Raw genomic sequence first — 24,889 nt, forward strand, 5'->3', positions numbered from 1 at the left:
TCCACACATCTGCGGGGGAAGGTCCCCACACACACTTCGTGGCCGCCCCGCGCACACCCGGCGCGGGGCGGTTGGACAGGGAGAATCGACAAGGTGGCAGCACCGAAGAAGCGCAGAGGGCCGTCGGGGGGCCAGGGGAGGCCGGGCCGCGCCCTGGCGCTGATCCTGATCGCGATGGTCGCGCTGACCGGCGGGATGTTCTGGTCGGGTCACACCACGCCGCGCCTGGGCATCGACCTCGCGGGCGGTACGACGATCACGCTCAAGGCCGAGGCGGAGCCCGGCCAGGAGAACGCGGTCAACGAGACCAACATGAACACGGCGGTCGGCATCATCGAGCGCCGCGTCAACGGTCTCGGTGTGCAGGAGGCCGAGGTACAGACCCAGGGCCGCGAGAACATCGTCGTCAACATCCCCAAGGGGACGGACCAGGAGCAGGCCCGCCAGCAGGTCGGCACCACCGCCCAGCTGTACTTCCGGCCGGTCCTCAGCGTCGTGGGCAGCGACCCCGTGCCGACGCCGTCCGCCAGCACCACGCCCAGCCCGGGCTCCTCCGCCAAGCCCTCCGGCAAGCCGTCCGCGTCCGCCCCGGACAAGGCCGACAAGGGCAAGGACGACAAGGCCACCTCCTCCGCGACGCCGTCCGCGAGCGCCACCACGCAGGGTCGCCCCGTGACCGACGCGCTGAAGAAGGCGCCCAGCCCGAGCGCGACCGCCTCCGGCAGCCCGTCCGCCAAGCCCAGCGGCTCCGCGACCCCGGGCGCGACGCCCTCGGCCACCCCCGGCGGCACCACCCCCGACGCGAAGGTCCAGCAGCAGTTCGCGACGCTCAACTGCAACGACAAGCAGCAGCGCGCCAACGCCGGCAAGGGCGTCAAGCCCACCGAGACCACCGTGGCCTGCGGCCAGAACAGCCTCGGCCAGTGGGAGAAGTACCTGCTCGGCCCCGCCGAGGTGGACGGCAAGGACGTCGACGACGCCCAGGGCGTGCTGGACCAGCAGCGCGGCATGTGGATCGTCCAGATGGAGTTCACCAGCGGCGGCACCAAGAAGTTCCAGGCGATCACGAGCAAGCTGTCCCAGCAGGCTCCGCCGATGAACCAGTTCGCCATCGTCCTCGACGGCGAGGTCGTCTCCGCCCCGCAGGTCAACCAGACCCTCGGCGCCAGCGCCGAGATCTCCGGCAACTTCAACCAGAAGTCCGCGCAGGAGCTGGGCAACATCCTCTCCTACGGTGCGCTGCCGCTGTCCTTCAAGGAGCAGTCCGTCACCACCGTCACCGCCGCCCTCGGCGGCGAGCAGCTGCGCGCCGGCCTGATCGCCGGTGCCATCGGCCTCGCCCTGGTCATCATCTACCTGGTGGTCTACTACCGCGGCCTGTCGCTGATCGCGATCCTGTCGCTGGCCGCCTCGGCGGTCCTCACGTACACGATCATGTCGCTGCTCGGTCCGGCCATCGGCTTCGCGCTGAACCTGCCGGCCGTCTGCGGCGCGATCGTCGCCATCGGTATCACCGCGGACTCGTTCATCGTGTACTTCGAGCGCATCCGCGACGAGATCCGCGAGGGCCGCACGCTGCGCCCGGCCGTCGAGCGCGCCTGGCCGCGCGCCCGCCGCACCATCCTGGTCTCCGACTTCGTGTCGTTCCTCGCCGCCGCGGTGCTCTTCATCGTCACCGTCGGCAAGGTCCAGGGCTTCGCGTTCACGCTCGGCCTGACCACGCTGCTCGACGTCGTCGTGGTGTTCCTCTTCACCAAGCCGCTGATGACGCTCCTGGCGCGCGGCAAGTTCTTCGGCGGCCAGCACCCGTGGTCCGGCCTGGACCCGAAGCGGCTCGGCGCCCAGCCTCCGCTGCGCCGCACCCGCCGCCCCGCCGTCTCGACCGAACCGAAGGAGGCGTGAGATGTCGCGACTCGGAAATCTCGGCGCCCGTCTCTACCGCGGTGAGGTCGGCTACGACTTCGTCGCCAAGCGGAAGCTCTGGTACGGGATCTCGATCCTGATCACCATCACCGCCATCGTCGGCCTGGCCGTGCGCGGCCTGAACATGGGCATCGAGTTCAAGGGCGGCGCCGTCTTCACGACGCCCAGCACCTCCGTCTCCGCCGCCAAGGCCGAGGAGATCGCGGAGGACGCCGCGGGCCACGACGCGATCGTCCAGAAGCTCGGCACCGGCGGTCTGCGCATCCAGGTCAGCAGCCTGGACACCCAGCAGGCCGACCGGATCGGCAACGAGATCGCCGAGAGCCTGGACATCCCGGCCCGGCAGATCACCAACGAGCTGGTCGGCCCCAGCTGGGGCGAGCAGATCGCCAACAAGGCCTGGACCGGCCTCGGCGTCTTCATGATCCTCGTGGTGATCTACCTGGCGATCGCCTTCGAGTGGCGCATGGCGCTCGCCGCGCTCATCGCCCTCGTCCACGACCTCACCATCACCGTCGGCATCTACTCGCTCGTCGGCTTCGAGGTCACCCCGGGCACCGTGATCGGTCTGCTCACCATCCTCGGTTACTCCCTCTACGACACCGTCGTCGTCTTCGACGGCCTGAAGGAGAGCTCGAAGGACATCACCAAGCAGACCCGCTACACCTACAGCGAGATCGCCAACCGCAGCCTCAACGGCACCCTGGTGCGGTCCATCAACACCACCGTCGTGGCGCTGCTGCCGGTGGCCGGCCTGCTCTTCATCGGCGGCGGCTTCCTCGGCGCAGGCATGCTCAACGACATCTCGCTGTCGCTGTTCGTCGGCCTCGCCGCCGGTGCCTACTCGTCGATCTTCATCGCCACGCCGCTCGTCGCCGACCTCAAGGAGCGCGAGCCGCAGATGAAGGCCCTCAAGAAGCGCGTCCTCGCCAAGCGGGCCGCCGCCGAGGCCAAGGGCCTCTCGGCGGACGACGCCGACGGCGCGGACGAGGCGGCCCTGCCCGGGGCCACCGCGACCGCCGGAGCCGTCGTCGGCGGCCAGCGCGGCCGCCGCGGCCGCTCCACCGGGAGCAACCGATGACCGTCGACACCCGGGAGCTGCTGCTCAGCCGGATCCGCGACGTCCCCGACCACCCCAAGCCGGGCGTCATGTTCAAGGACATCACGCCGCTGCTCGCCGACCCGGTGGCGTTCGCCGCGCTCACCGGCGCCTTCGCCGAGCTGTGCGTACGGCACGGGGCGACGAAGATCGTCGGCCTGGAGGCGCGCGGGTTCATCCTCGCCGCCCCGGTCGCCGTCTCGGCACAGGTCGGATTCGTGCCCGTCCGCAAGGCGGGCAAGCTCCCCGGCGCCACGCTCCGCCAGGCGTACGAGCTGGAGTACGGCACGGCCGAGATCGAGATCCACGCCGAGGACCTGACGCCGGGCGACCGCGTCCTGGTCATCGACGACGTCCTCGCCACCGGCGGCACCGCCGAGGCCTCGCTGGAGCTGATCCGGCGGGCCGGGGCCGACGTCGCGGGCGTCGCCGTGCTCATGGAGCTGGCCTTCCTCGACGGCCGCGCCCGCCTCGAGCAGGCCCTGCGCGGCGCCCCGCTGGAGGCGCTGATCACGGTCTGACCGCCAGGTCGCACCACGTACGGGACGGGCATCCGGGAACACCGGATGCCCGTCCCCCGTTGTTCCCACTCCCGCCCGGGGCGAGAGGGACGCCCGGGGTCGATACCATGGGATTTCCGGGCCTCACCGGGGGACCCGGACCCGCACGAGGAGCGCTCTTGCCAGACGAGGCCCAGCCACTCTCCGCCGCGAACCCCGATCAGCGGGCCGACAAGGCCGCGGCGGCCCCCACCACGCCGCCGGACACCGGCGCGGCCCCCGAGCCGGCCCCCGCGGTGCCGCCCCGCGCCGCCCACCCGGCCCCCGTCTCGGCGCCCAAGCCCGCGCCGCCCGCCCCGGCCCGCGCCGGCGGCTCGTCCAACCGCGTGCGCGCCCGCCTCGCGCGCCTCGGCGTGCAGCGCTCATCGCCGTACAACCCGGTCCTGGAGCCCCTGCTCCGCATCGTCCGCAGCAACGACCCGAAGATCGAGACGGCGACCCTCCGCCAGATCGAGCACGCGTACCAGGTCGCCGAGCGCTGGCACCGCGGCCAGAAGCGCAAGAGCGGCGACCCGTACATCACGCACCCGCTCGCCGTCACCACCATCCTCGCCGAGCTGGGCATGGACCCGGCCACGCTCATGGCGGGCCTCCTCCACGACACCGTCGAGGACACCGAGTACGGACTGGAGGACCTGCGCAGGGAGTTCGGCGACCAGGTCGCCCTCCTCGTCGACGGCGTCACCAAGCTCGACAAGGTCAAATTCGGCGAGGCCGCCCAGGCCGAGACCGTCCGCAAGATGGTCGTCGCCATGGCCAAGGACCCCCGCGTCCTCGTCATCAAGCTCGCGGACCGCCTGCACAACATGCGCACCATGCGCTACCTCAAGCGGGAGAAGCAGGAGAAGAAGGCCCGCGAGACGCTGGAGATCTACGCGCCGCTCGCCCACCGCCTGGGCATGAACACCATCAAGTGGGAGCTGGAGGACCTGGCCTTCGCCATCCTCTACCCCAAGATGTACGACGAGATCGTCCGGCTCGTCGCCGAGCGGGCGCCCAAGCGCGACGAGTACCTGGCCATAGTGACCGACGAGGTCCAGTCCGACCTGCGGGCCGCCCGGATCAAGGCCACCGTCACCGGCCGCCCCAAGCACTACTACAGCGTCTACCAGAAGATGATCGTCCGCGGCCGTGACTTCGCGGAGATCTACGACCTGGTGGGCATCCGCGTCCTCGTCGACACGGTCCGCGACTGCTACGCCGCCCTCGGCACCGTCCACGCGCGATGGAACCCGGTCCCCGGCCGGTTCAAGGACTACATCGCGATGCCGAAGTTCAACATGTACCAGTCGCTCCACACGACGGTCATCGGCCCGGGCGGCAAGCCCGTCGAACTCCAGATCCGCACGTTCGACATGCACCGCCGCGCCGAGTACGGCATCGCCGCGCACTGGAAGTACAAGCAGGACGCCGTCGCCGGCGCCTCCAAGGTGCGCACGGACACGCCCAGGGCCGGCGGCAAGGACAAGGACGCCATCAACGACATGGCGTGGCTGCGGCAGCTGCTGGACTGGCAGAAGGAGACGGAGGACCCCAGCGAGTTCCTGGAGTCCCTGCGCTTCGACCTGTCCCGCAACGAGGTCTTCGTCTTCACCCCCAAGGGCGATGTCATAGCGCTCCCCGCCGGGGCCACCCCCGTCGACTTCGCCTACGCCGTCCACACCGAGGTCGGCCACCGCACCATAGGGGCCCGGGTCAACGGCCGCCTCGTCCCGCTCGAGTCGACCCTCGACAACGGCGACCTGGTCGAGGTGTTCACCTCCAAGGCCGCCGGCGCCGGCCCGTCCCGCGACTGGCTCGGCTTCGTCAAGTCGCCGCGCGCCCGCAACAAGATCCGCGCCTGGTTCTCCAAGGAGCGCCGCGACGAGGCGATCGAGCAGGGCAAGGACGCCATCGCCCGCGCGATGCGCAAGCAGAACCTGCCGATCCAGCGCATCCTCACCGGCGACTCCCTGGTCACCCTCGCGCACGAGATGCGCTACCCCGACATCTCGTCGCTGTACGCGGCGATCGGCGAGGGACATGTCGCCGCCCAGGGCGTCGTGCAGAAGCTCGTGCAGGCCCTCGGCGGCGAGGAGGCCGCGACCGAGGACATCGCCGAGTCGGCGCCGCCCGCCCGCGGCCGCGGCAAGCGCCGTACCAAGGCCGACCCGGGCGTCGTCGTCAAGGGCGTCGAGGACGTGTGGGTCAAGCTGGCCCGCTGCTGCACGCCCGTGCCCGGCGACCCGATCATCGGGTTCGTCACGCGCGGCAGCGGCGTATCGGTTCACCGCGCCGACTGCGTCAACGTCGACTCGCTGTCGCAGCAGCCCGAGCGGATCCTCGACGTGGAATGGGCCCCCACCCAGTCGTCGGTCTTCCTCGTCGCCATCCAGGTCGAGGCCCTGGACCGCTCCCGGCTCCTGTCGGACGTCACCCGCGTCCTGTCCGACCAGCACGTCAACATCCTGTCGGCGGCCGTCCAGACGTCCCGCGACCGGGTGGCCACCTCCCGCTTCACCTTCGAGATGGGCGACCCCAAGCACCTGGGCCACGTCCTGAAGGCCGTCAGGGGCGTGGAGGGCGTCTACGACGTGTACCGCGTGACCTCGGCCCGCAGGCCGTAGCGGCGGGACGCACGAAGGGCCGGTACGGAAATCCCGTACCGGCCCTTCGCCCTGTCGTCCCTGTGCGGCCGACACCGGCCGCCCGGCAACGTCAGCCGCCGAACTCCTGCAGACCCTTCAGCGCCTGGTCCAGCAGCGCCTGCCGGCCCTCCAGCTCACGCGCGAGCTTGTCGGCCTTCGCGTCGTTGCCCGCGGCCCGGGCCGCGTCGATCTGCTTGCGCAGCTTGTCCACGGCCTCCTGGAGCTGACCCGTCAGACCCGCGGCACGCGCCCGCGCCTCCGGGTTCGTCCGGCGCCACTCGGCCTCCTCGGCCTCCTGGATCGCCCGCTCCACCGCGTGCATCCGGCCCTCGACCCTCGGCCGCGCGTCCCGCGGGACGTGGCCGATGGCCTCCCAGCGCTCGTTGATGGCCCGGAACGCCGCACGCGCGGCCTTCAGGTCCGTCACCGGCACCAGCTTCTCGGCCTCGGCGGCGAGCTCCTCCTTCAGCTTGAGGTTCTCGTTCTGCTCGGCGTCCCGCTCGGCGAACACCGCGCCGCGCGCCGCGAAGAACACGTCCTGGGCACCGCGGAAACGGTTCCACAGGTCGTCCTCGTACTCGCGCTGCGCACGGCCGGCCGCCTTCCAGTCCGCCATCAGCTCGCGGTAGCGCGCGGCCGTCGCGCCCCAGTCGGTGGAGTTCGACAGCGACTCCGCCTCGGCGACCAGCCGCTCCTTGATCCGCCGGGCTTCCTCGCGCTGCGCGTCGAGCGCCGCGAAGTGCGCCTTGCGCCGCTTGGAGAACGCCGACCGCGCGTGCGAGAAGCGGTGCCACAGCTCGTCGTCGGACTTCCGGTCCAGCCTCGGCAGGCCCTTCCAGGTGTCCACGAGCGCCCGCAGCCGCTCACCCGCGGCCCGCCACTGCTCGCTCTGCGCCAGCTGCTCGGCCTCCTCGACCAGCGCCTCCTTGGCGCGCCGCGCCTCGTCGGCCTGCTTGGCCTTCTGCGCCTTGCGCTCCTCGCGCTGCGCCTCGACCGACTCGACCAGCTTGTCGAGGCGCACCCGCAGCGCGTCCAGATCGCCGACGGCGTGGTGCTCGTCGACCTGCTGGCGGATGTGGTCGATCGCGGCCATCGCGTCCTTGGCCGACAGATCGGTCGTCTTCACCCGCTTCTCGAGGAGGCCGATCTCGACAACCAAGCCCTCGTACTTGCGCTCGAAGTAGGCCAGGGCCTCCTCGGGAGTGCCGGCCTGCCACGATCCGACGACCTTCTCGCCGTCGGCTGTACGCACGTACACGGTGCCCGTCTCGTCGACGCGGCCCCACGGGTCGCTGCTCACAGCGCCTCCTCCACATGATGCCCACGAGGGGTTCCACCCCCCGGGCATCGTCCACAGTTTCCTGACGGGCGTCGCCCGCGCTCCGCAGCGCGGCTTCGGCCCGTGCTGCACAACGTCAATCTAGGCGAACCGCCACCCGGCTGTCCGCACTCAGCGCCACCGAAATTCGGTAGGTCACTTCTTGCTGACCGTGGCCTTTTCGATGGTGACGGCCTTCTTGGGGGCACCGTCCGGGGCACCGCCCTCGACCCCGCCCTTGGCGATCTCCTGGACGGCCTTCAGGCCCGCCGCGTCCATCGTGCCGAACGGCGTGTACGTCGGGGGCAGCTTGGTGTCCTTGTGGACGAGGAAGAACTGGCTTCCGCCCGTGCCCGGCTGACCGGTGTTGGCCATGGCCACGGTCCCCGCGGGGAAGGTGACCTTGCCGTCGGCGCCCGCCTTGCCCAGCGCCGTCAGGTTCTCGTCCGGGATGTTGTAGCCGGGGCCGCCCGTGCCGTCGCCGCTCGGGTCGCCGCACTGGAGCACGAAGATCCCGTCTGTGGTGAGCCGGTGGCACTTCGTCCCGTCGAAGTACTTCTTGTCGGCGAGGTGCTTGAACGAATTCACCGTGCGCGGCGTCTTCGCGGCGTCCATCGCGATCGAGATGTCGCCCTGGCTGGTCTTCAGCGACATCGTGTACTTCGCCTTGGCGTCGATCGCCGGCTTCGGCTCCGGGGAGGACGTCGGCTCGCTCGGCGTGGGGGTGACCGCGTCCGACGCGGCGTTGCCGCTGTCCTTGTCCCCGTCGGCCAGGCCGACCGAGGCGTACGCGGCCGCGCCCGCGGCGAGCACCACGGCCAGCGACGACGCGATGATCGCGTTGCGGCGCTTGGCCTTCTTGTGCGCCTCCTCACGGCGCTGCTGCTGCCGCAGGTACTTCTCCCGGGCGAGCTGCCGCCGCCGCTGATCGCTGCTGACCACCGGGTCTTCTCCTTGTCGCTCGTCTGTTCTGTCGGGGTCTGGTGTGCCCGTACCGTATACGGGTTGGCTGTGGAATGAGCACCGCCGGTAGGCTCTGATCTGCTGCATTCTTCCGCCGGACGACTTCTTAAGGACGATCGTGCTCATTGCCGGGTTCCCCGCCGGGGCCTGGGGGACCAACTGCTACCTGGTCGCCCCCGCCGCCGGCGAGGAGTGCGTGATCATCGACCCGGGCCACCAGGCCGCCCAGGGAGTCGAGGAGACGCTCAAGAAGCATCGGCTCAAGCCCGTGGCCGTCGTGCTCACCCACGGCCACATCGACCATGTCGCGTCCGTCGTCCCGGTCTGCGGAGCCCATGACGTGCCCGCCTGGATCCACCCCGCCGACCGGTACATGATGAGCGACCCCGGGAAGGCCCTCGGCCGCTCCATCGGGATGCCGCTGCTGGGGGAGCTGACCGTGGGGGAGCCGGACGACGTCCGGGAGCTGACCGACGGCGCCCGCCTCGAGCTGGCCGGTCTGGAGTTCTCTGTCGCGCACGCGCCCGGCCATACCAAGGGGTCGGTGACCTTCAGGATGCCCGAGGCCGCGGACGTGCCGTCCGTGTTCTTCTCGGGCGACCTGCTCTTCGCCGGCTCCATCGGACGCACCGACCTGCCCGGCGGTGACATGGACGAGATGCTCGCGTCGCTGGCCCGCGTGTGCCTGCCGCTCGACGACTCGACCGTGGTGCTGTCCGGCCACGGCCCCCAGACGACCATCGGCCGCGAGCGCGCCACCAACCCGTACCTGCGGGAGGTGGCCGCCGGCCTCGGGAGCCCCGCGGCTCCCCGACGAGGAATGTGACGAGAGACTTCCGTGAGTACTTTCCAGGCCCCCAAGGGCACGTACGACCTGCTTCCGCCGGACAGCGCGACGTACCTGGCGGTGCGCGAGGCGATCGCCGCGCCGCTCAAGAAGTCCGGCTACGGCTATGTCGAGACGCCCGGCTTCGAGAACGTCGAGCTGTTCGCGCGCGGTGTCGGTGAGTCCACCGACATCGTGACCAAGGAGATGTACACCCTCACCACCAAGGGCGGCGACGAACTCGCCCTGCGCCCCGAGGGAACCGCCTCCGTGCTCCGCGCGGCGCTGGAGGCCAACCTGCACAAGGCCGGCAACCTCCCGGTCAAGCTCTGGTACTCCGGCTCGTACTACCGCTACGAGCGCCCGCAGAAGGGTCGCTACAGGCACTTCTCCCAGGTCGGCGCCGAGGCGATCGGCGCGGAGGACCCCGCCCTCGACGCCGAGCTGATCATCCTCGCCGACCAGGCCTACCGCTCCCTCGGCCTGAGCGACTTCCGCATCCTGCTGAACTCGCTCGGCGACAAGGAGTGCCGCCCGGTCTACCGCGACGCCCTCCAGGGCTTCCTGCGCGGCCTCGACCTGGACGAGGACACTCGCCGCCGTATCGACATCAACCCGCTGCGGGTCCTCGACGACAAGCGCGCCGAGGTCCAGAAGCAGCTCGTGGGCGCGCCGATGCTGCGCGACTACCTGTGCGACGCCTGCAAGGCGTACCACGAGGAAGTGCGCGGGTTGCTCCAGGCGGCGGGCGTGGCCTTCGAGGACGACGAGAAGCTCGTCCGTGGCCTCGACTACTACACGCGGACGACCTTCGAGTTCGTGCACGACGGACTCGGCGCGCAGTCCGCGGTGGGCGGCGGCGGCCGCTACGACGGCCTGTCCGAGATGATCGGCGGCCCCGCGCTGCCGTCCGTCGGCTGGGCGCTGGGCGTCGACCGCACGGTCCTGGCACTGGAGGCCGAGGGCATCACGCTCGACATCCCGGCCAGCACCAGCGTGTACGCCGTCCCGCTGGGCGAGGAGGCGCGCCGCGTGCTGTTCGGCGTCGTCACCGAGCTGCGCCGGGCCGGGGTCGCCACGGACTTCTCCTTCGGCGGCAAGGGCCTGAAGGGCGCCATGAAGAACGCCAACCGCTCGGGCGCCCGGTACGCGATCGTCGCCGGTGAGCGCGACCTCGCCGAGGGCGTGGTCCAGCTCAAGGACATGGAGTCCGGCGAGCAGGAGCCGGTGGCGCTCGACGCGATCGTCGCCACGCTCCAGGCGAAGCCGGCCTGACCGGACAGCGCGGGGGGAAGGGCGGGACGCCGACGGAGGCGGACCGCCCTTCCTTATCCCCATCGAACGGTGGTCAAGGTCATGATTGCGGCACAATGACCACTGCCCAGCAGCCAACTGACGACGGACGGCCGGTATGACGACGACTTCAGCTGAGGACGAGGTGCGCGAAGACTCCCGCGCCATCGGTGCGAGCCGGGCGTTCGCATGGATGCTGGTCGTCACCGGAGCGGCCGGGCTGCTCGCCGCGTGGGTCATCACGCTCGACAAGTTCAAGCTGCTGGAGGACCCGAACTTCACCCCGGGGTGCAGCCTCAACCCCGTGGTGTCCTGCGGCAACATCATGAAGAGCGAGCAGGCCTCGGTGTTCGGCTTCCCGAACCCGATGCTGGGGCTCGTCACGTACGGCATGGTCGTCGCGATCGGTGTCGGCCTGCTGGCCGGCGCGCGCTACCGCCGCTGGTACTGGCTCGGCCTCAACTCCGGCACGCTGTTCGGCGTGGGCTTCTGCACCTGGCTGATGCAGCAGTCGCTGTACGAGATCAACGCGCTGTGCCTGTGGTGCTGCCTCGCCTGGCTCGCGACGATCGTCATGTTCTGGTACGTGACCTCGCACAACGTCCGCCGCGGCGTCCTGCCCGCGCCCGGCTGGCTGCGCGGCTTTTTCGACGAGTTCACGTGGGTCCTTCCGGTCCTGCACATCGGGATCATCGGCATGCTGATCCTCACGCGCTGGTGGGACTTCTGGACCAGCTGACGGACCGGCTGACGGACGAGCCGACCGGACCGGCCGGCGGCCGGCGCACGGCCGGCCGCGCTGTCAGTGGGCTGACATAGGCTTCACGGTGTGGAGCCCGACCTCTTTACCGCCGCCGCCGAAGAACGCCAGGAGAAGGAGCCGTCCAGCACGCCCCTGGCGGTCCGGATGCGCCCCCGCACGCTCGACGAAGTCGTCGGACAGCAGCATCTGCTGAAGCCCGGCTCCCCGCTGCGCCGCCTGGTGGGCGAGGGCAACGGCGGCCCCGCCGGCTCCTCCTCGGTGATCCTCTGGGGCCCCCCGGGCATCGGCAAGACGACCCTGGCGTACGTGGTCTCCAAGGCGACCAACAAGCGGTTCGTGGAGCTGTCCGCGATCACCGCGGGCGTCAAGGAGGTCCGCGCGGTCATCGACGGGGCCCGGCGCGCGGCCGGCGGCTTCGGCAAGGAGACCGTGCTCTTCCTGGACGAGATCCACCGGTTCAGCAAGGCCCAGCAGGACTCGCTGCTGCCCGCCGTGGAGAACCGCTGGGTGACGCTGATCGCGGCGACGACGGAGAACCCCTACTTCTCGGTGATCTCGCCGCTGCTGTCCCGCTCGCTGCTGCTCACGCTGGAGCCGTTGACCGACGACGACCTGCGCGGGCTGCTGAAGCGGGCGCTGACCGAGGAGCGCGGTCTGGCCGGTGCGGTCTCGCTGCCGTCGGACGCCGAGGCGCATCTGCTGCGCATCGCCGGCGGCGACGCCCGGCGGGCGCTGACCGCGCTGGAGGCGGCGGCGGGCGCGGCCATCGACAAGGGCGAGGCGGAGATCACGCTGGCCACCCTGGAGGAGACCGTCGACCGTGCGGCGGTGAAGTACGACCGGGACGGCGACCAGCACTACGACGTGGCCAGCGCGCTGATCAAGTCGATCCGGGGCTCGGACGTGGACGCGGCGCTGCACTACCTGGCGCGGATGATCGAGGCGGGGGAGGACCCGCGGTTCATCGCGCGCAGGCTGATGATCTCCGCGAGCGAGGACATCGGCCTGGCCGACCCGACCGCGCTGCCGCTCGCCGTGGCGGCGGCCCAGGCGGTCGCGATGATCGGCTTCCCGGAGGCGGCGCTGACCCTGAGCCACGCCACGATCGCCCTGGCCCTGGCCCCGAAGTCGAACGCGGCGACGACCGCGATCCAGGCGGCCCAGGCCGACGTGCGCGGCGGACTGGCCGGGCCGGTCCCGCCCCATCTGCGCGACGGCCACTACAAGGGCGCGGCCAAGCTGGGGCACGCGCAGGGGTACGTGTACCCGCACGACGTCCCGGGCGGGATCGCCGCCCAGCAGTACGCACCGGACGCCATCCACGGCAGGCGCTACTACGAGCCGACCCGCTACGGCGCGGAGGCGCGGTACGCCGACGTGGTGGAGCGGGTCCGCGAACGGCTCCGTGGCGAGGCGCGCCCGTCGGACGGCAAGGCCTCCGAGGGCTGAGCCCCGTGGCAGGCCGTGTGGCAGGCCCCGTGGGCAAGGCTCAGTCCTCCTGGGCCGCCTCGAACAGGGCGTGCATGGCGCGGCGCAGCCCGTGCACGTTCCGTACGGGCTCGGGAAAGTCGAAGCGCGCGTCGAAGCAGCGCCCTTCGGCGTTCCGGCAGCGCACCCGGAGCCCGAAGCGGTCCAGGGCCAGCGGCGTGACCCGCCGTACGGCGGAGTCGCCCGCGCCGGCCCGGTCGCCGAGCAGGGACGACAGGGACATCATCTGCTCGTCGTGGGCGGCGGCCAGGTGCTGGAGCAGCTCGGTCTCGTAGGGGGTGAGCGGGTCGGGCACGGCCCGGGCGAAGTCGTCGGGGTCGACCGTGCCGGCGCCCCACAGGTCGTCGAGGTACAGCTCGCCGACCTCCAGCCGCAGCATCATGTGGCCGGGGTCGGCGATGCCGGGCGCGGTGGTGAGCCAGCCGGAGACCCAGGCGCGGCCGCGGATGCGGTCCGGGACGGCCACGGGCGCCACGTCGGTGAGTTCGAGCACGGCCGGCAGCTCGTCGGCCTGGGCGTGGGTGGCGGCCCGTACGGCGGGGGAGTCGGCCGGGAACAGCAGGAACAGTTCACCCTCGGTGCCCACCGTCCGGGCGTCGGGCATCAGCTGCTGGGGGAGGGCCGCTTCGGCCCCGGGAATCAGCAGTGCCGCGGAGGATGTACTCTGTACGAGAGTTCGTGTGCGCTCGGCTGCTGACGGCATCCGCGCGATATCAAGCCCGCTGGGACGCGGCTGACCATGAGCTGATCGGACCTCCGTCACACCGATGCTCTGTTGAGAGGCATCGTTCTTTGTGTTGCTGTCTGTGATGCGCTTGGTGTTCCCAGGGCGAGACATGCGATCTCCTTGAGTAAGGTGAGCCTAACCTAACCTATTTCGGAGGTCTGGAGAACGTGCCTAACCAGTCGCGTCCCAAGGTCAAGAAGTCGCGTGCGCTCGGCATCGCGCTGACGCCCAAGGCTGTCAAGTACTTCGAGGCCCGCCCGTACCCGCCGGGTGAGCACGGCCGTGGCCGCAAGCAGAACTCGGACTACAAGGTCCGTCTGCTCGAGAAGCAGCGTCTGCGCGCCCAGTACGACATCAGCGAGCGCCAGATGGCGCGCGCCTACGACCGCGCCAAGAAGGCCGAGGGCAAGACGGGCGAGGCGCTGGTCGTCGAGCTCGAGCGCCGCCTCGACGCCCTGGTCCTGCGTTCGGGCATCGCCCGCACCATCTACCAGGCCCGTCAGATGGTCGTCCACGGCCACATCGAGGTCAACGGCCAGAAGGTCGACAAGCCGTCCTTCCGCGTCCGCCCGGACGACGTCGTGATGGTCCGCGAGCGCTCCCGCAGCAAGACCCTCTTCCAGGTCGCGCGCGAGGGTGGCTTCGCCCCCGAGGGTGAGACCCCGCGCTACCTGCAGGTCAACCTGAAGGCCCTGGCCTTCCGCCTCGACCGCGAGCCGAACCGCAAGGAAATCCCGGTCATCTGCGACGAGCAGCTGGTCGTCGAGTACTACGCCCGCTGACCCGGACGTAGGACGACCCCCGCGGTTTCAGCCCGCCGCCTCCCCGCCCTTGCCGGTGGGGGAGCCGGCGGGCTTCCGCATGTCCGGGACCTGCGGGCGCCCGCCCCGCGGCGGCCCCGACGGGCCCTCCGTCCGGCGCTCCCGGCCCGCCAGCGCCCGCGCCACCGCCTCGTCCAGCGACAGCGCGCCGCCCTCCGCCACGTACGCCGCGAACCGCTCGGCACCCAGCAGTTCCACCGCCCGCCCCTCGCACAGCCGGCGCGGCGCGCTGAAGTACGCCGAGCCGAACAGCGGCGGCCCCACCGCCTCCCACATCGGCCCCGCCGCGCCCTGCAGCACGGCCGCCTCCGCCGGATCGCCCTCGCTCGCCGTCACCAGCGCCAGCAGCTCGATCGCCAGCACCAGCCCCACCAGGTCGTGGAACGCGTGGTCGATCGTGACGCACTCGTCCAGCAGCCGCCGCGCCTCCGCGTGATCGCCCCGCGTCCACGCCGCATACGCCAGCACGTACAGGGCGTACGCCCGCGTCCACCGCTCGCCCCGCTCCTCGCAGACCTCGCGGACCTCCTGGCACAGCGCCACCGCCGCCTCCAGGTCCTCCTGGAAGACCTTCGTGATGGCCAGCTCCACCTGCCCCATCAGCACCTGGCTGTTCAGCTCGCCCAGCTCCCGGTACGCCGCCAGGGCCCGGCCCAGCAGCTCCTCCGCGCGCGGCATGTCGTCCGACAGCAGCGCCAGACACCCCATCCGGTGCGTCGAGTACGCCGTCGCCAGCGCGTTCCCCGCCAGCTCCGCCCGCTGCCCGCACTCGTGCAGGGCGCCCACCGCGGCCGTCGAGTCGCCCTGGAGGATCGCCACGTAGCCCAGCACCCACAGCGCCTTCAGTCGCGCGTCCTCGTGCCCCGACTCCAGGGCCAGCGCCCGGTCCAGCCAGTGCCGCCCCTCCGCGAGCCGCCCGCACCCCACCCAGTAGAACCACAGCGTCCCCGCCAGGTGCTGGGCCAGATGCGCCTCGCCCGGCTCCTCCAGGCACAGCTCCAGCGCCGCCCGCAGATTCGGCAGCGCGCTCTCCGTGCACGCGGCCACCTCCGCCTGCCGCGGGCTGAACCAGTCCAGCTCGCACCAGGTCGCCAGGCCCATGTACCAGTCCCGGTGCCGGCGCCGCAGCCGCTCGGTGTCGCCCAGCGCGTCCAGCCACTCCGCCCCGTACGCCGCGACCGTGTCGAGCATCCGGTAGCGCAGCCCCGCCGGGCTCTCCTCGCGCATCACCACCGACTGGGCCAGCAGCTCGCCCAGCACGTCCAGCACCCGCTCCGCCGGCAGGTCGGGGCCGCTGCACACGTACTCCACCGCGTCCAGGTCGAACGGCCCCGCGAACACCGAGAGCCGCGCCCACAGCAGCCGCTCCTCCGGCGTGCACAGCTCATGGCTCCAGCCGATCGCCGTCCGCAGCGTCTGGTGGCGGCCCAGCACCTCGCGGTTCCCGCACGTCAGCAGCCGGAACCGGTCGTCGAGCCGGTGCAGCACCTGCTCCACCGTCAGCGCCGGCAGCCGGCCCGCCGCCAGCTCCAGCGCCAGCGGAATCCCGTCCAGCCGGCGGCACAGCTCCCGCACGGGCGCCGGCTCCACGGCACGGAAGCCGGGCAGCGCCGCCACGGCCCGGTCCAGGAAGAGCCGTACCGCGTCCTCGTCCGACATCGGCGCCAGCGGCAGCACCGCCTCCCCGTCCAGCCGCAGCGGCCGGCGCCCCGCCGCCAGCACCGTCAGCCCCGGCGCGCCCACCAGCAGCCGGCGCACCAGGCCCGCGCACTCCTCCACGAGGTGCTCGAAGCCGTCGAGGACCAGCAGCATCCGCCGGTCCGCGACGTGGTCCACCAGCACCTCGCGGGGCGGTCTGCTCGTCTGGTCGGTCAGCCCCAGCGCCTCCACCAGCGCGTGGTCCACCACGTGCGGGTCGCGCAGCATGGCCAGCTCCGCCAGCCGCACCCCGTCGCAGTAGCGTTTCTGCACCCCGCGTGCCACCTGGACCGCCAGCCGGGACTTGCCCACACCGCCGACCCCGACGACCGTCACGAGCCGGAAGTCCGCCAGCAGCTCCCGCACGTGCGCGAGTTCACCGGCCCGTCCGACGAAGTGGTTGAGCTCGGCCGGGAGATTGCTCCGTCGCATGGGACACGGAGCGTACCGACGACAACGCGCTGCGTACAATCCGCCCGTTCGTCCGACCTCGCCGCCGTCCCTAATCGGGTACGGGGAGCGACCACGGGCGCGATAGGCTCGGAGAACGGGTTTCAGCGGCTGAAACCCCCGCGCGAGCCGAGCGAGGACGACACGAGCGGCGCGGCGACAAGACGAGCGAAGCAGCGACGAGCAGAGAGCGGGCGCACTGTGACCGGTGGAGAGGTGGCCGGCATCCTGGTGGCCGTCTTCTGGGCGATCCTGGTCTCCTTCCTGGCCGTGGTGCTGGTGAGGCTGGCGCAGACGCTCAGGGCGACCACCCGGCTCGTGGCGGAGGTGACCGAGCAGGCGGTTCCGCTGCTCGCCGACGCCTCCGCGACCGTCCGCTCCGCGCAGACCCAGCTCGACCGGGTCGACGCCATCGCCTCCGACGTCCAGGAGGTCACCTCCAACGCGTCGGCGCTCTCCAGCACCGTCGCCTCGACCTTCGGCGGCCCGCTCGTCAAGGTCGCCGCGTTCGGCTACGGCGTACGCCAGGCACTCAGCCGCAACAGGAACGACGGGCCGGCCGAGCGGACCCGTCGCACGGTGATCGTCGGCCGCACGGTGCCGAAGGCCCGCAACGGCCGCAAGCGGAAGGGCTGACGAGGATGTTCCGCAGAGCGTTCTGGTTCACCGCGGGCGCCGCAGCCGGCGTGTGGGCCACCACCAAGGTCAACCGCAGGCTCAAGCAGCTCACCCCCGAGAGCCTGGCCGCCCAGGCCGCCGACAAGGCCGTCGAGGCCGGCCACCGGCTCAAGGACTTCGCGCTCGACGTCCGCGCGGGAATGATCCGGCGCGAGGCGGAGCTGGAAGAGGCACTGGGCCTGGAGGCCCCGATGGACCCCGCACTCCCGGCCCCGCGCCGGAACGCACTCGGGCACCGCGACCACCCGTATCCCCACCACTCGAACAACCGGAATGAGGACCACTGATGGAGTCGGCTGAAATCCGCCGCCGCTGGCTGAGCTTCTTCGAGGAGCGCGGGCACACCGTCGTGCCTTCGGCGTCGCTCATCGCGGACGACCCGACTCTGCTGCTCGTCCCCGCGGGCATGGTCCCGTTCAAGCCGTACTTCCTGGGCGAGGTCAAGCCGCCGTTCCCGCGCGCCGCCAGCGTCCAGAAGTGCGTGCGCACGCCGGACATCGAGGAGGTCGGCAAGACCACCCGCCACGGCACGTTCTTCCAGATGTGCGGCAACTTCTCGTTCGGCGACTACTTCAAGGAAGGCGCCATCAAGCTCGCCTGGGAGCTGCTGACCACCCCGGTCGAGCACGGCGGCTACGGCCTGGAGCCCGAGAAGCTCTGGATCACCGTCTACCAGGACGACGACGAGGCCGAGCAGATCTGGCGCGACGTCGTCGGCGTCCCGGCCGAGCGCATCCAGCGCCTGGGCAAGAAGGACAACTTCTGGTCCATGGGCGTCCCCGGCCCCTGCGGCCCCTGCTCCGAGATCAACTACGACCGCGGCCCCGAGTTCGGCGTCGAGGGCGGCCCCGCCGTCAACGACGAGCGGTACGTGGAGATCTGGAACCTGGTCTTCATGCAGTACGAGCGCGGCCAGGGCACCGGCAAGGACGACTTCGAGATCCTCGGCGACCTGCCGTCCAAGAACATCGACACGGGCCTCGGCATGGAGCGCCTGGCGATGATCCTCCAGGGCGTACGCAACATGTACGAGACCGACACCCTGAAGGTCGTCATCGACAAGGCCACCGAACTCACCGGTGTGAAGTACGGCCAGGCCCACGACTCCGACGTCTCCCTGCGCGTGGTCGCCGACCACATGCGCACCTCCGTCATGCTCATCGGCGACGGCGTCACCCCCGGCAACGAGGGCCGCGGCTACGTCCTGCGCCGCATCATGCGCCGCGCCATCCGCAACATGCGCATGCTCGGCGCCACCGGCCCCGTCGTCGGCGAGCTGGTGGACACCGTCATCCGGACGATGGGCGAGCAGTACCCGGAGCTGGAGACCGACCGCAAGCGCATCGAGACCGTGGCCCTCGCCGAGGAGGCCGCCTTCCTCAAGACGCTCAAGGCCGGCACCAACATCCTCGACACCGCCGTCACCGAGACCAAGGCCACCGGCGGCAAGGTCCTCTCCGGCGACAAGGCCTTCCTGCTCCACGACACCTGGGGCTTCCCCATCGACCTCACCCTCGAGATGGCCGCCGAACAGGGCCTCTCCGTGGACGAGGACGGCTTCCGCCGGCTGATGAAGGAGCAGCGGGAGCGCGCCAAGGCCGACGCCAAGGCCAAGAAGACCGGCCACGCCGACGTCTCCGCCTACCGTGAGATCGCCGACACCTCCGGCTCCACGGACTTCATCGGCTACACCAACACCGAGGGCGAGACCACCGTCGTCGGCCTCCTCGTCAACGGCGTCCCCTCGCCGGCCGCCTCCGAGGGCGACGACATCGAGGTCGTCCTGGACCGCAGCCCGTTCTACGCCGAGGGCGGCGGCCAGCTCGCCGACCAGGGCCGTATCCGGCTGCACAGCGGCGCCGTCATCGAGGTGCGCGACGTCCAGCAGCCCGTTCCGGGCGTGTCCGTGCACAAGGGTTCCGTCCAGGTCGGCGAGGTCACCGTGGGCGCCACGGCCTACGCCACCATCGACGTGCGCCGCCGCCGCGCCATCGCCCGCGCCCACAGCGCCACGCACCTCACCCACCAGGCGCTGCGCGACGCCCTCGGCCCGACGGCCGCCCAGGCCGGCTCCGAGAACTCGCCGGGCCGCTTCCGCTTCGACTTCGGCTCGCCGTCCGCCGTGCCGGGCACGGTCCTGACCGACGTCGAGCAGAAGATCAACGAGGTGCTCGCCCGCGAGCTGGACGTGCACGCCGAGGTCATGCCGATCGACGAGGCCAAGCGCCAGGGCGCCATCGCCGAGTTCGGCGAGAAGTACGGCGAGCAGGTCCGCGTCGTCACCATCGGCGACTTCTCCAAGGAGCTGTGCGGCGGTACGCACGTGCACAACACCGCCCAGCTGGGCCTGGTGAAGCTGCTCGGCGAGTCGTCCATCGGCTCCGGCGTGCGCCGTATCGAGGCCCTCGTCGGCGTCGACGCCTACAACTTCCTCGCCCGGGAGCACACGGTCGTCGCCCAGCTCCAGGAGCTGGTCAAGGGCCGTCCCGAGGAGCTTCCGGAGAAGATCTCCGCCATGCTCGGCAAGCTGAAGGACGCCGAGAAGGAGATCGAGAAGTACCGCGCCGAGAAGGTCCTCCAGGCCGCCGCCGGCCTCGTCGAGTCCGCCCGCGACGTGCGCGGTGTGGCCCTCGTCACCGGCCAGGTCCCGGACGGTACCGGCGCCGACGACCTGCGCAAGCTGGTCCTCGACGTCCGCGGCCGCATCCCCGGCGACCGCCCTGCCGTCGTGGCCCTGTTCACCACGGCCAACGAGCGCCCGCTCACCGTGATCGCCACCAACGAGGCCGCCCGCGAGCGCGGCCTCAAGGCCGGCGAGCTGGTCCGCACCGCCGCCAAGACCCTCGGCGGCGGCGGTGGCGGCAAGCCGGACGTCGCCCAGGGCGGTGGCCAGAACCCGCAGGCCATCGGCGAGGCCATCGAAGCCGTCGAGCGCCTCGTCGCGGAAACCGCCTGATGAGACGCGGCCGTCGGCTCGCGATCGACGTCGGGGACGCCCGCATCGGGGTCGCCTCGTGCGACCCCGACGGGGTCCTCGCCACGCCGGTGGAGACCGTGCCGGGACGTGACATCCCGGCCGCCCACCGGCGGCTCCGGCAGATCGTCGAGGAGTACGAACCGATCGAGATCGTGGTCGGGCTCCCGCGCTCCCTCAGTGGGCGCGAGGGCCCGGCCGCGGCCAAGGTCCGCACCTTCGCCCAGGAGCTGGCCCGGCAGAGCGCCCCGGTGCCGGTGCGGCTGGTGGACGAGCGGATGACCACCGTCTCGGCGACCCAGGGGCTGCGCGCGTCCGGCGTGAAGTCCAAGAAGGGACGCTCGGTGATCGATCAGGCCGCCGCTGTGATCATCCTGCAGAACGCTCTTGAGTCCGAACGGGTATCAGGTAATCCGCCCGGCGAGGGCGTCGAAGTGGTCATCTGATCGCGATACGGTAACGTTCCGCGCGATGCGGTGGCGTTCGAACAGCCACCGCACAACGTAGAGGCGGACGTCCCGGAAGCCTCACGGCTGTTTGGGGATCGATGACTGAGTATGGCCGCAGCCCCGGCTCCGGACCGTGGCATCCCGAGGACCCGCTGTACGGTGACCAGCACGGATGGACGGGCCGGCAGGCCGGGGGCCAGTACTACCAGCAGCAGCCGCAGTACGGCGGCGGGCAGCAGGACCCGTACCAGCAGGGTTACGGGGAACATCAGTACGGCGCACAGCAGTACGGCGGCGGCCCGCAGCCCGGTCAGCAGTACGACGGACAGCAGTACGCGGGCGCCCCTCAGGACGGCCAGGCGTACCCGGGACAGGCCCACGACGGCCAGGTGTACCCCCAGCAGCAGTACGAGGGCGGCTGGGACACCGGCCAGCAGGCCGCGGCCATGCCCTACGGCGCCGCGCCGCAGCCACCCGCCGACCCGTACGCCGCCCACGGCCACGACCCTTACAGCACCCCCGAGGCGTACCCGCCGCCGCAGCCCCCCGGCCAGCGGCGCGCCGAGCCGGACGCCGCCCCGCAGGCCGCGGCCGCTCCCGGCGCGGAGGGCCCGGAGGAGGAGCGGCACGGGTTCTTCGACGGCGACCCCGACGGGGACCGCCGCGACGACGAGTACGACGAGTACGACGACGACCCGGCCGAGTCGCGCCGGGCGGCCCGCGACCGCCGGGGCAAATCCAAGAAGCGCAAGAGCCGCAACGGCGTGGCCTGCCTCTTCGTCGCGCTGGTGATCGTCGGCGGCCTGGGCGGTGTGGGCTACTTCGGCTACCAGTTCATCCAGGGCCAGTTCGGCCCGGCGCCCGACTACACGGGCGAGGGGACGAGCGAGACCGTCCAGGTCGAGATCCCGGTGGGCGCGGGCGGCACACAGATCGGAAACCTGCTGCTGAGGGCAGGTGTCGTGAAGAGCGTCGAGGCGTTCACCGCCGCGCAGCAGAGGAACCCCAAGGGCCTCTTCATCCAGGACGGCTTCTACATCCTCAAGAAGGAGATGTCCGCCGAGGCCGCCGTCAAGGCGCTGCTGGACCCGAAGAACAAGAATGCCCTCAGCATTCCCGAAGGCAAGCGGAACGTCTGGATCTACGAACAGATCGACAAACGTCTCGGCCTGCCCGCCGGCACCACCAAGAAGGTCGCCAAGGAGCAGAGCGGGAAGCTCGGCCTGCCGGCCTGGGCGACCGGCCGCAAGAATGTCAAGGACCCGCTGGAGGGCTTCCTCTACCCCGCGACCTATCCCGTTCCCAAGGCCGGCAAGCCCGAGGACGTCCTCAAGAAGATGGTCGCCCGTGCCAACGCCGAATACGGCAAGCTCGACCTCGACGCCAAGGCCAAGTCCCTGAAGCTGGACGGGCCTTGGGAGCTGATCACCGTGGCGAGCCTGGTGCAGGCGGAGGGCAAGACGCCCGACGACTTCCGCAAGATGAGCGAGGTCGTCTACAACCGGCTCAAGCCCGACAACACGGAGACCAACCGGTTCCTGCAGTTCGACTCGACCTTCAACTATCTGAAGGGCCAGAGCGAAATCAAGATCAGCGAATCGGAGATCAACAGCAACAAGGATCTCTACAACACGTACACCAACAAGGGCCTCACGCCGGGACCCATCGGCAATCCCGGAAACCAGGCCCTGGAAGCCGCGCTGAACCCCACGAGCGACGGGTGGATGTACTTCGTGGCGACCGACGGCATGAACAAGACCGAATTCGCCAAGACGCACGACGAATTCCTGAGGTTGAAGGACAAGTTCAATGACAGCCAGGGAGGCTGAGGCGGCCCGCCGCGCCGCGGTGCTCGGCTCGCCCATCGCGCACTCGCTCTCCCCGGTGCTGCACCGGACCGCGTACGCCGAGCTGGGTCTCACCGGCTGGACGTACGAGCGGCACGAGGTGGACGAGGAGCGGCTGCCCGGGTTCTTCTCGGCGCTCGACGCGTCCTGGGCCGGGCTGTCGCTGACCATGCCCCTCAAGCGCGCGGTCATCCCGCTGCTCGACGAGATCAGCGACACGGCCCGCTCCGTCGAGGCCGTGAACACGGTCGTGTTCACCGAGGACGGGCGCCGGGTCGGCGACAACACCGACATCCCCGGCATGGTCGCCGCGCTGCGCGAGCGGGGCGTCGAGAAGGTGGACTCCGCCAGCGTCCTCGGCGCCGGCGCCACCGCCTCCTCCGCGCTCGCCGCCCTCGCCCGGATCTGCTCCGGCCCGGTCACGGCGTACGTGCGCGGCGAGGCGCGCGCCGCCGAGATGCGCGGCTGGGGCGAACGCCTCGGCGTCGACGTGCGGACCGCCGACTGGGCGGACGCGGCGGAGGCGCTGCGGGCGCCCCTGGTGATCGCCACGACGCCGGCCGGTTCGACGGACGCGCTCGCGGCCGAGGTGCCCGACCGGCCGGGCACCCTGTTCGACGTGCTCTACCACCCGTGGCCGACCCGGCTCGCCGCCGCCTGGGCGGAGCGGGGCGGCGCCGTCGTCGGCGGCCTCGACCTGCTCGTCCACCAGGCGGTCCTCCAGGTCGAGCAGATGACCGGCCGGGCGCCCGGGCCCCTCGCCGCCATGCGGGCCGCCGGGGAACGGGCCCTCGCCGGCCGTTAGAAGGCGCTCCCCGGCCCTGGGTAAGATCCGCCCCTCGCACATCTGAACGGACCCGAGGGGCGGATCATGGACCAGGGGCAGCAGCTCGCCGCGGCGGCGGGGGAGGCCGGCCGGCTCTTCCACTTCCTGCTGGGCCTTCTCCCCGACTGGGTCCAGTGGACGTTCATCGGTCTCGGCGGCGCCTGGCTGCTGTACCTCGGGGCCACGAAGCTGCGGCGGCGCCTGGCCGGTTCCTGATCACCGCCGTCCGACTGCTGGACCGGGACCGGGCACGGGCCCCGGACGTGGGAGGATCGTAGGGAGGCGGGCCGGACGCGCGCAGCCGAGCGCGCCGCCCGCAAACCAGGCGCGAGCAGAAGGAGCACCGTTGAGCAGGTTGCGCTGGCTGACCGCGGGGGAGTCGCACGGCCCCGCGCTGGTGGCGACGCTGGAGGGTCTTCCCGCCGGTGTCCCGATCACCACGGAGATGGTGGCGGACCACCTGGCCCGGCGGCGCCTGGGCTATGGACGCGGTGCCCGGATGAAGTTCGAGCGGGACGAGGTCACCTTCCTCGGCGGCGTCCGCCACGGCCTCACCCTCGGCTCCCCCATCGCGGTCATGGTGGGCAACACCGAGTGGCCCAAGTGGGAGAAGGTCATGGCGGCCGACCCGGTCGACCCGGCCGAACTCGCCGAGATGGCCCGCAACGCCCCGCTGACCCGGCCGCGCCCGGGCCACGCGGACCTGGCCGGCATGCAGAAGTACGGCTTCGACGAGGCCCGGCCCGTCCTGGAGCGCGCCAGCGCCCGGGAGACCGCGGCCCGCGTGGCCCTCGGCGCCGTCGCCCGGTCGTACCTGAAGGAGACGGCCGGCATCGAGATCGTCTCGCACGTCGTCGAGCTGGCCGCCGCCAAGGCCCCCTACGGCGTCTACCCGACGCCCGCCGACGTCGAGAAGCTGGACGCCGACCCGGTGCGCTGCCTGGACGCCGACGCGTCGAAGGCGATGGTCGCCGAGATCGACCAGGCCCACAAGGACGGCGACACCCTCGGCGGCGTCGTCGAGGTGCTCGCGTACGGCGTGCCCGTCGGCCTCGGCTCCCACGTCCACTGGGACCGTCGTCTCGACGCCCGGCTGGCCGCCGCCCTCATGGGCATCCAGGCCATCAAGGGCGTCGAGGTCGGCGACGGCTTCGACCTGGCGCGGGTGCCCGGCTCGCAGGCCCACGACGAGATCGTCAGCACCGACGAGGGCATCCGCCGGACCTCCGGCCGCTCCGGCGGCACCGAGGGCGGCCTCACCACCGGCGAGCTGCTGCGCGTCCGCGCCGCGATGAAGCCGATCGCGACCGTGCCGCGCGCCCTGAAGACCGTCGACGTCGTCACCGGCGAGCCCGCCCAGGCCCACCACCAGCGCTCCGACGTGTGCGCCGTGCCGGCCGCGGGCATCGTCGCCGAGGCCATGGTCGCGCTGGTCCTCGCGGACGCCGTCGCCGAGAAGTTCGGCGGCGACAGCGTCGCCGAGACCCGCCGCAACGTCCGGTCCTACCTCGACAACCTGCACATCCGGTGAGCACCGGCCCGCAGATCGTCCTGGTCGG

Annotated in this window: 21 protein-coding genes; 17 read left to right on the forward strand and 4 right to left on the reverse strand. The window is 71.4% G+C overall.

Annotated elements, in window-relative coordinates:
• Positions 1–93: 93 nt before the first annotated feature.
• From secD to ABEB09_RS27920, 4 genes are all read left to right on the forward strand, one after another.
• The gene (secD, locus tag ABEB09_RS27905; protein ID WP_345692668.1) at positions 94–1,902 is read left to right on the forward strand and encodes a protein translocase subunit SecD; all 1,809 of its coding nucleotides are present in this window, start codon (positions 94–96) and stop codon (positions 1,900–1,902) included.
• A 1-nt stretch (position 1,903) separates the two neighbouring features.
• Entirely contained in the window at positions 1,904–3,004 is a 1,101-nt protein-coding gene (gene secF, locus ABEB09_RS27910; RefSeq protein ID WP_345692669.1) for a protein translocase subunit SecF, read from the forward strand.
• On the forward strand, positions 3,001–3,543 hold the full coding sequence (locus ABEB09_RS27915) for an adenine phosphoribosyltransferase (RefSeq protein WP_345692670.1): 543 nt from the start codon (positions 3,001–3,003) through the stop codon (positions 3,541–3,543). The genes secF and ABEB09_RS27915 overlap by 4 nt, the downstream gene beginning before the upstream one ends.
• 158 nt (positions 3,544–3,701) lie before the next feature.
• Positions 3,702–6,188: a RelA/SpoT family protein gene (locus ABEB09_RS27920; RefSeq protein ID WP_345692671.1), complete on the forward strand. Its 2,487-nt coding sequence runs from the start codon at positions 3,702–3,704 to the stop codon at positions 6,186–6,188.
• A 91-nt stretch (positions 6,189–6,279) separates the two neighbouring features.
• Here the strand turns inward: ABEB09_RS27920 and ABEB09_RS27925 are convergent, their stop codons facing one another.
• Both ABEB09_RS27925 and ABEB09_RS27930 read right to left on the reverse strand, forming a co-directional pair.
• Positions 6,280–7,509, reverse strand: coding sequence for a DUF349 domain-containing protein (locus ABEB09_RS27925; protein WP_345692672.1), 1,230 nt, complete (start codon positions 7,507–7,509; stop codon positions 6,280–6,282).
• Positions 7,510–7,683: 174 nt separating this feature from the next.
• Positions 7,684–8,469, reverse strand: coding sequence for a peptidylprolyl isomerase (locus ABEB09_RS27930; RefSeq protein WP_345692673.1), 786 nt, complete (start codon positions 8,467–8,469; stop codon positions 7,684–7,686).
• A 139-nt stretch (positions 8,470–8,608) separates the two neighbouring features.
• Between ABEB09_RS27930 and ABEB09_RS27935 the strand changes: the two genes are divergently transcribed.
• The 4 genes from ABEB09_RS27935 to ABEB09_RS27950 all read left to right on the forward strand — a co-directional run bounded on the left by ABEB09_RS27935 (position 8,609) and on the right by ABEB09_RS27950 (position 12,821).
• On the forward strand, positions 8,609–9,316 hold the full coding sequence (locus tag ABEB09_RS27935) for an MBL fold metallo-hydrolase (protein WP_345692674.1): 708 nt from the start codon (positions 8,609–8,611) through the stop codon (positions 9,314–9,316).
• A 12-nt stretch (positions 9,317–9,328) separates the two neighbouring features.
• Positions 9,329–10,591 (forward strand): histidine--tRNA ligase, encoded by a 1,263-nt coding sequence (gene hisS, locus ABEB09_RS27940; RefSeq protein ID WP_345692675.1) that lies wholly within the window; start codon positions 9,329–9,331, stop codon positions 10,589–10,591.
• 136 nt (positions 10,592–10,727) lie between these two features.
• On the forward strand, positions 10,728–11,348 hold the full coding sequence (locus ABEB09_RS27945; RefSeq protein ID WP_345692676.1) for a vitamin K epoxide reductase family protein: 621 nt from the start codon (positions 10,728–10,730) through the stop codon (positions 11,346–11,348).
• Between the two features lie 90 nt (positions 11,349–11,438).
• A complete protein-coding gene (locus tag ABEB09_RS27950) occupies positions 11,439–12,821 on the forward strand; it encodes a replication-associated recombination protein A (RefSeq protein WP_345692677.1) in 1,383 nt (460 codons plus the stop codon).
• A 40-nt stretch (positions 12,822–12,861) separates the two neighbouring features.
• Here ABEB09_RS27950 and ABEB09_RS27955 read toward each other — a convergent pair whose 3' ends face one another.
• The gene (locus ABEB09_RS27955) at positions 12,862–13,563 is read right to left on the reverse strand and encodes a DUF2470 domain-containing protein (RefSeq protein ID WP_345692678.1); all 702 of its coding nucleotides are present in this window, start codon (positions 13,561–13,563) and stop codon (positions 12,862–12,864) included.
• Between the two features lie 191 nt (positions 13,564–13,754).
• Between ABEB09_RS27955 and rpsD the strand changes: the two genes are divergently transcribed.
• Positions 13,755–14,369 carry a 30S ribosomal protein S4 gene (gene rpsD / locus ABEB09_RS27960; protein ID WP_023589640.1) on the forward strand — a complete coding sequence of 205 codons (615 nt, stop codon included), beginning with the start codon at positions 13,755–13,757 and terminating at the stop codon, positions 14,367–14,369.
• A 27-nt stretch (positions 14,370–14,396) separates the two neighbouring features.
• On the opposite strand, the gene ABEB09_RS27965 is transcribed toward rpsD, so the two are convergent.
• The gene (locus ABEB09_RS27965; protein ID WP_345692679.1) at positions 14,397–16,538 is read right to left on the reverse strand and encodes an ATP-binding protein; all 2,142 of its coding nucleotides are present in this window, start codon (positions 16,536–16,538) and stop codon (positions 14,397–14,399) included.
• A gap of 219 nt (positions 16,539–16,757) precedes the next feature.
• On the opposite strand from ABEB09_RS27965, the gene ABEB09_RS27970 reads away from it, so the two are divergent.
• The 8 genes from ABEB09_RS27970 (at position 16,758) to aroC (ending at position 24,861) form a co-directional block, all read left to right on the forward strand.
• A complete protein-coding gene (locus ABEB09_RS27970) occupies positions 16,758–17,192 on the forward strand; it encodes a DUF948 domain-containing protein (protein ID WP_345692680.1) in 435 nt (144 codons plus the stop codon).
• Positions 17,193–17,197: 5 nt separating this feature from the next.
• Positions 17,198–17,521 carry a DUF6167 family protein gene (locus tag ABEB09_RS27975; RefSeq protein WP_345692681.1) on the forward strand — a complete coding sequence of 108 codons (324 nt, stop codon included), beginning with the start codon at positions 17,198–17,200 and terminating at the stop codon, positions 17,519–17,521.
• Positions 17,521–20,190: an alanine--tRNA ligase gene (gene alaS / locus ABEB09_RS27980; protein ID WP_345692682.1), complete on the forward strand. Its 2,670-nt coding sequence runs from the start codon at positions 17,521–17,523 to the stop codon at positions 20,188–20,190. The genes ABEB09_RS27975 and alaS overlap by 1 nt, the downstream gene beginning before the upstream one ends.
• On the forward strand, positions 20,190–20,654 hold the full coding sequence (gene ruvX, locus ABEB09_RS27985) for a Holliday junction resolvase RuvX (RefSeq protein ID WP_345692683.1): 465 nt from the start codon (positions 20,190–20,192) through the stop codon (positions 20,652–20,654). The genes alaS and ruvX overlap by 1 nt, the downstream gene beginning before the upstream one ends.
• Positions 20,655–20,755: 101 nt before the next feature.
• Entirely contained in the window at positions 20,756–22,486 is a 1,731-nt protein-coding gene (gene mltG, locus ABEB09_RS27990) for an endolytic transglycosylase MltG (protein ID WP_345692684.1), read from the forward strand.
• Positions 22,467–23,309, forward strand: coding sequence for a shikimate dehydrogenase (locus tag ABEB09_RS27995; RefSeq protein ID WP_345692685.1), 843 nt, complete (start codon positions 22,467–22,469; stop codon positions 23,307–23,309). The genes mltG and ABEB09_RS27995 overlap by 20 nt, the downstream gene beginning before the upstream one ends.
• A gap of 66 nt (positions 23,310–23,375) precedes the next feature.
• Positions 23,376–23,546 carry a hypothetical protein gene (locus tag ABEB09_RS28000; RefSeq protein ID WP_345692686.1) on the forward strand — a complete coding sequence of 57 codons (171 nt, stop codon included), beginning with the start codon at positions 23,376–23,378 and terminating at the stop codon, positions 23,544–23,546.
• A 130-nt stretch (positions 23,547–23,676) separates the two neighbouring features.
• Positions 23,677–24,861 carry a chorismate synthase gene (gene aroC / locus ABEB09_RS28005; RefSeq protein WP_345692687.1) on the forward strand — a complete coding sequence of 395 codons (1,185 nt, stop codon included), beginning with the start codon at positions 23,677–23,679 and terminating at the stop codon, positions 24,859–24,861.
• Positions 24,862–24,889: the final 28 nt, after the last annotated feature.

Origin of the sequence: Streptomyces coeruleoprunus (assembly GCF_039542925.1) — a bacterium.
In the GTDB taxonomy this organism is placed as follows: Bacteria; Actinomycetota; Actinomycetes; order Streptomycetales; family Streptomycetaceae; genus Streptomyces; species Streptomyces coeruleoprunus.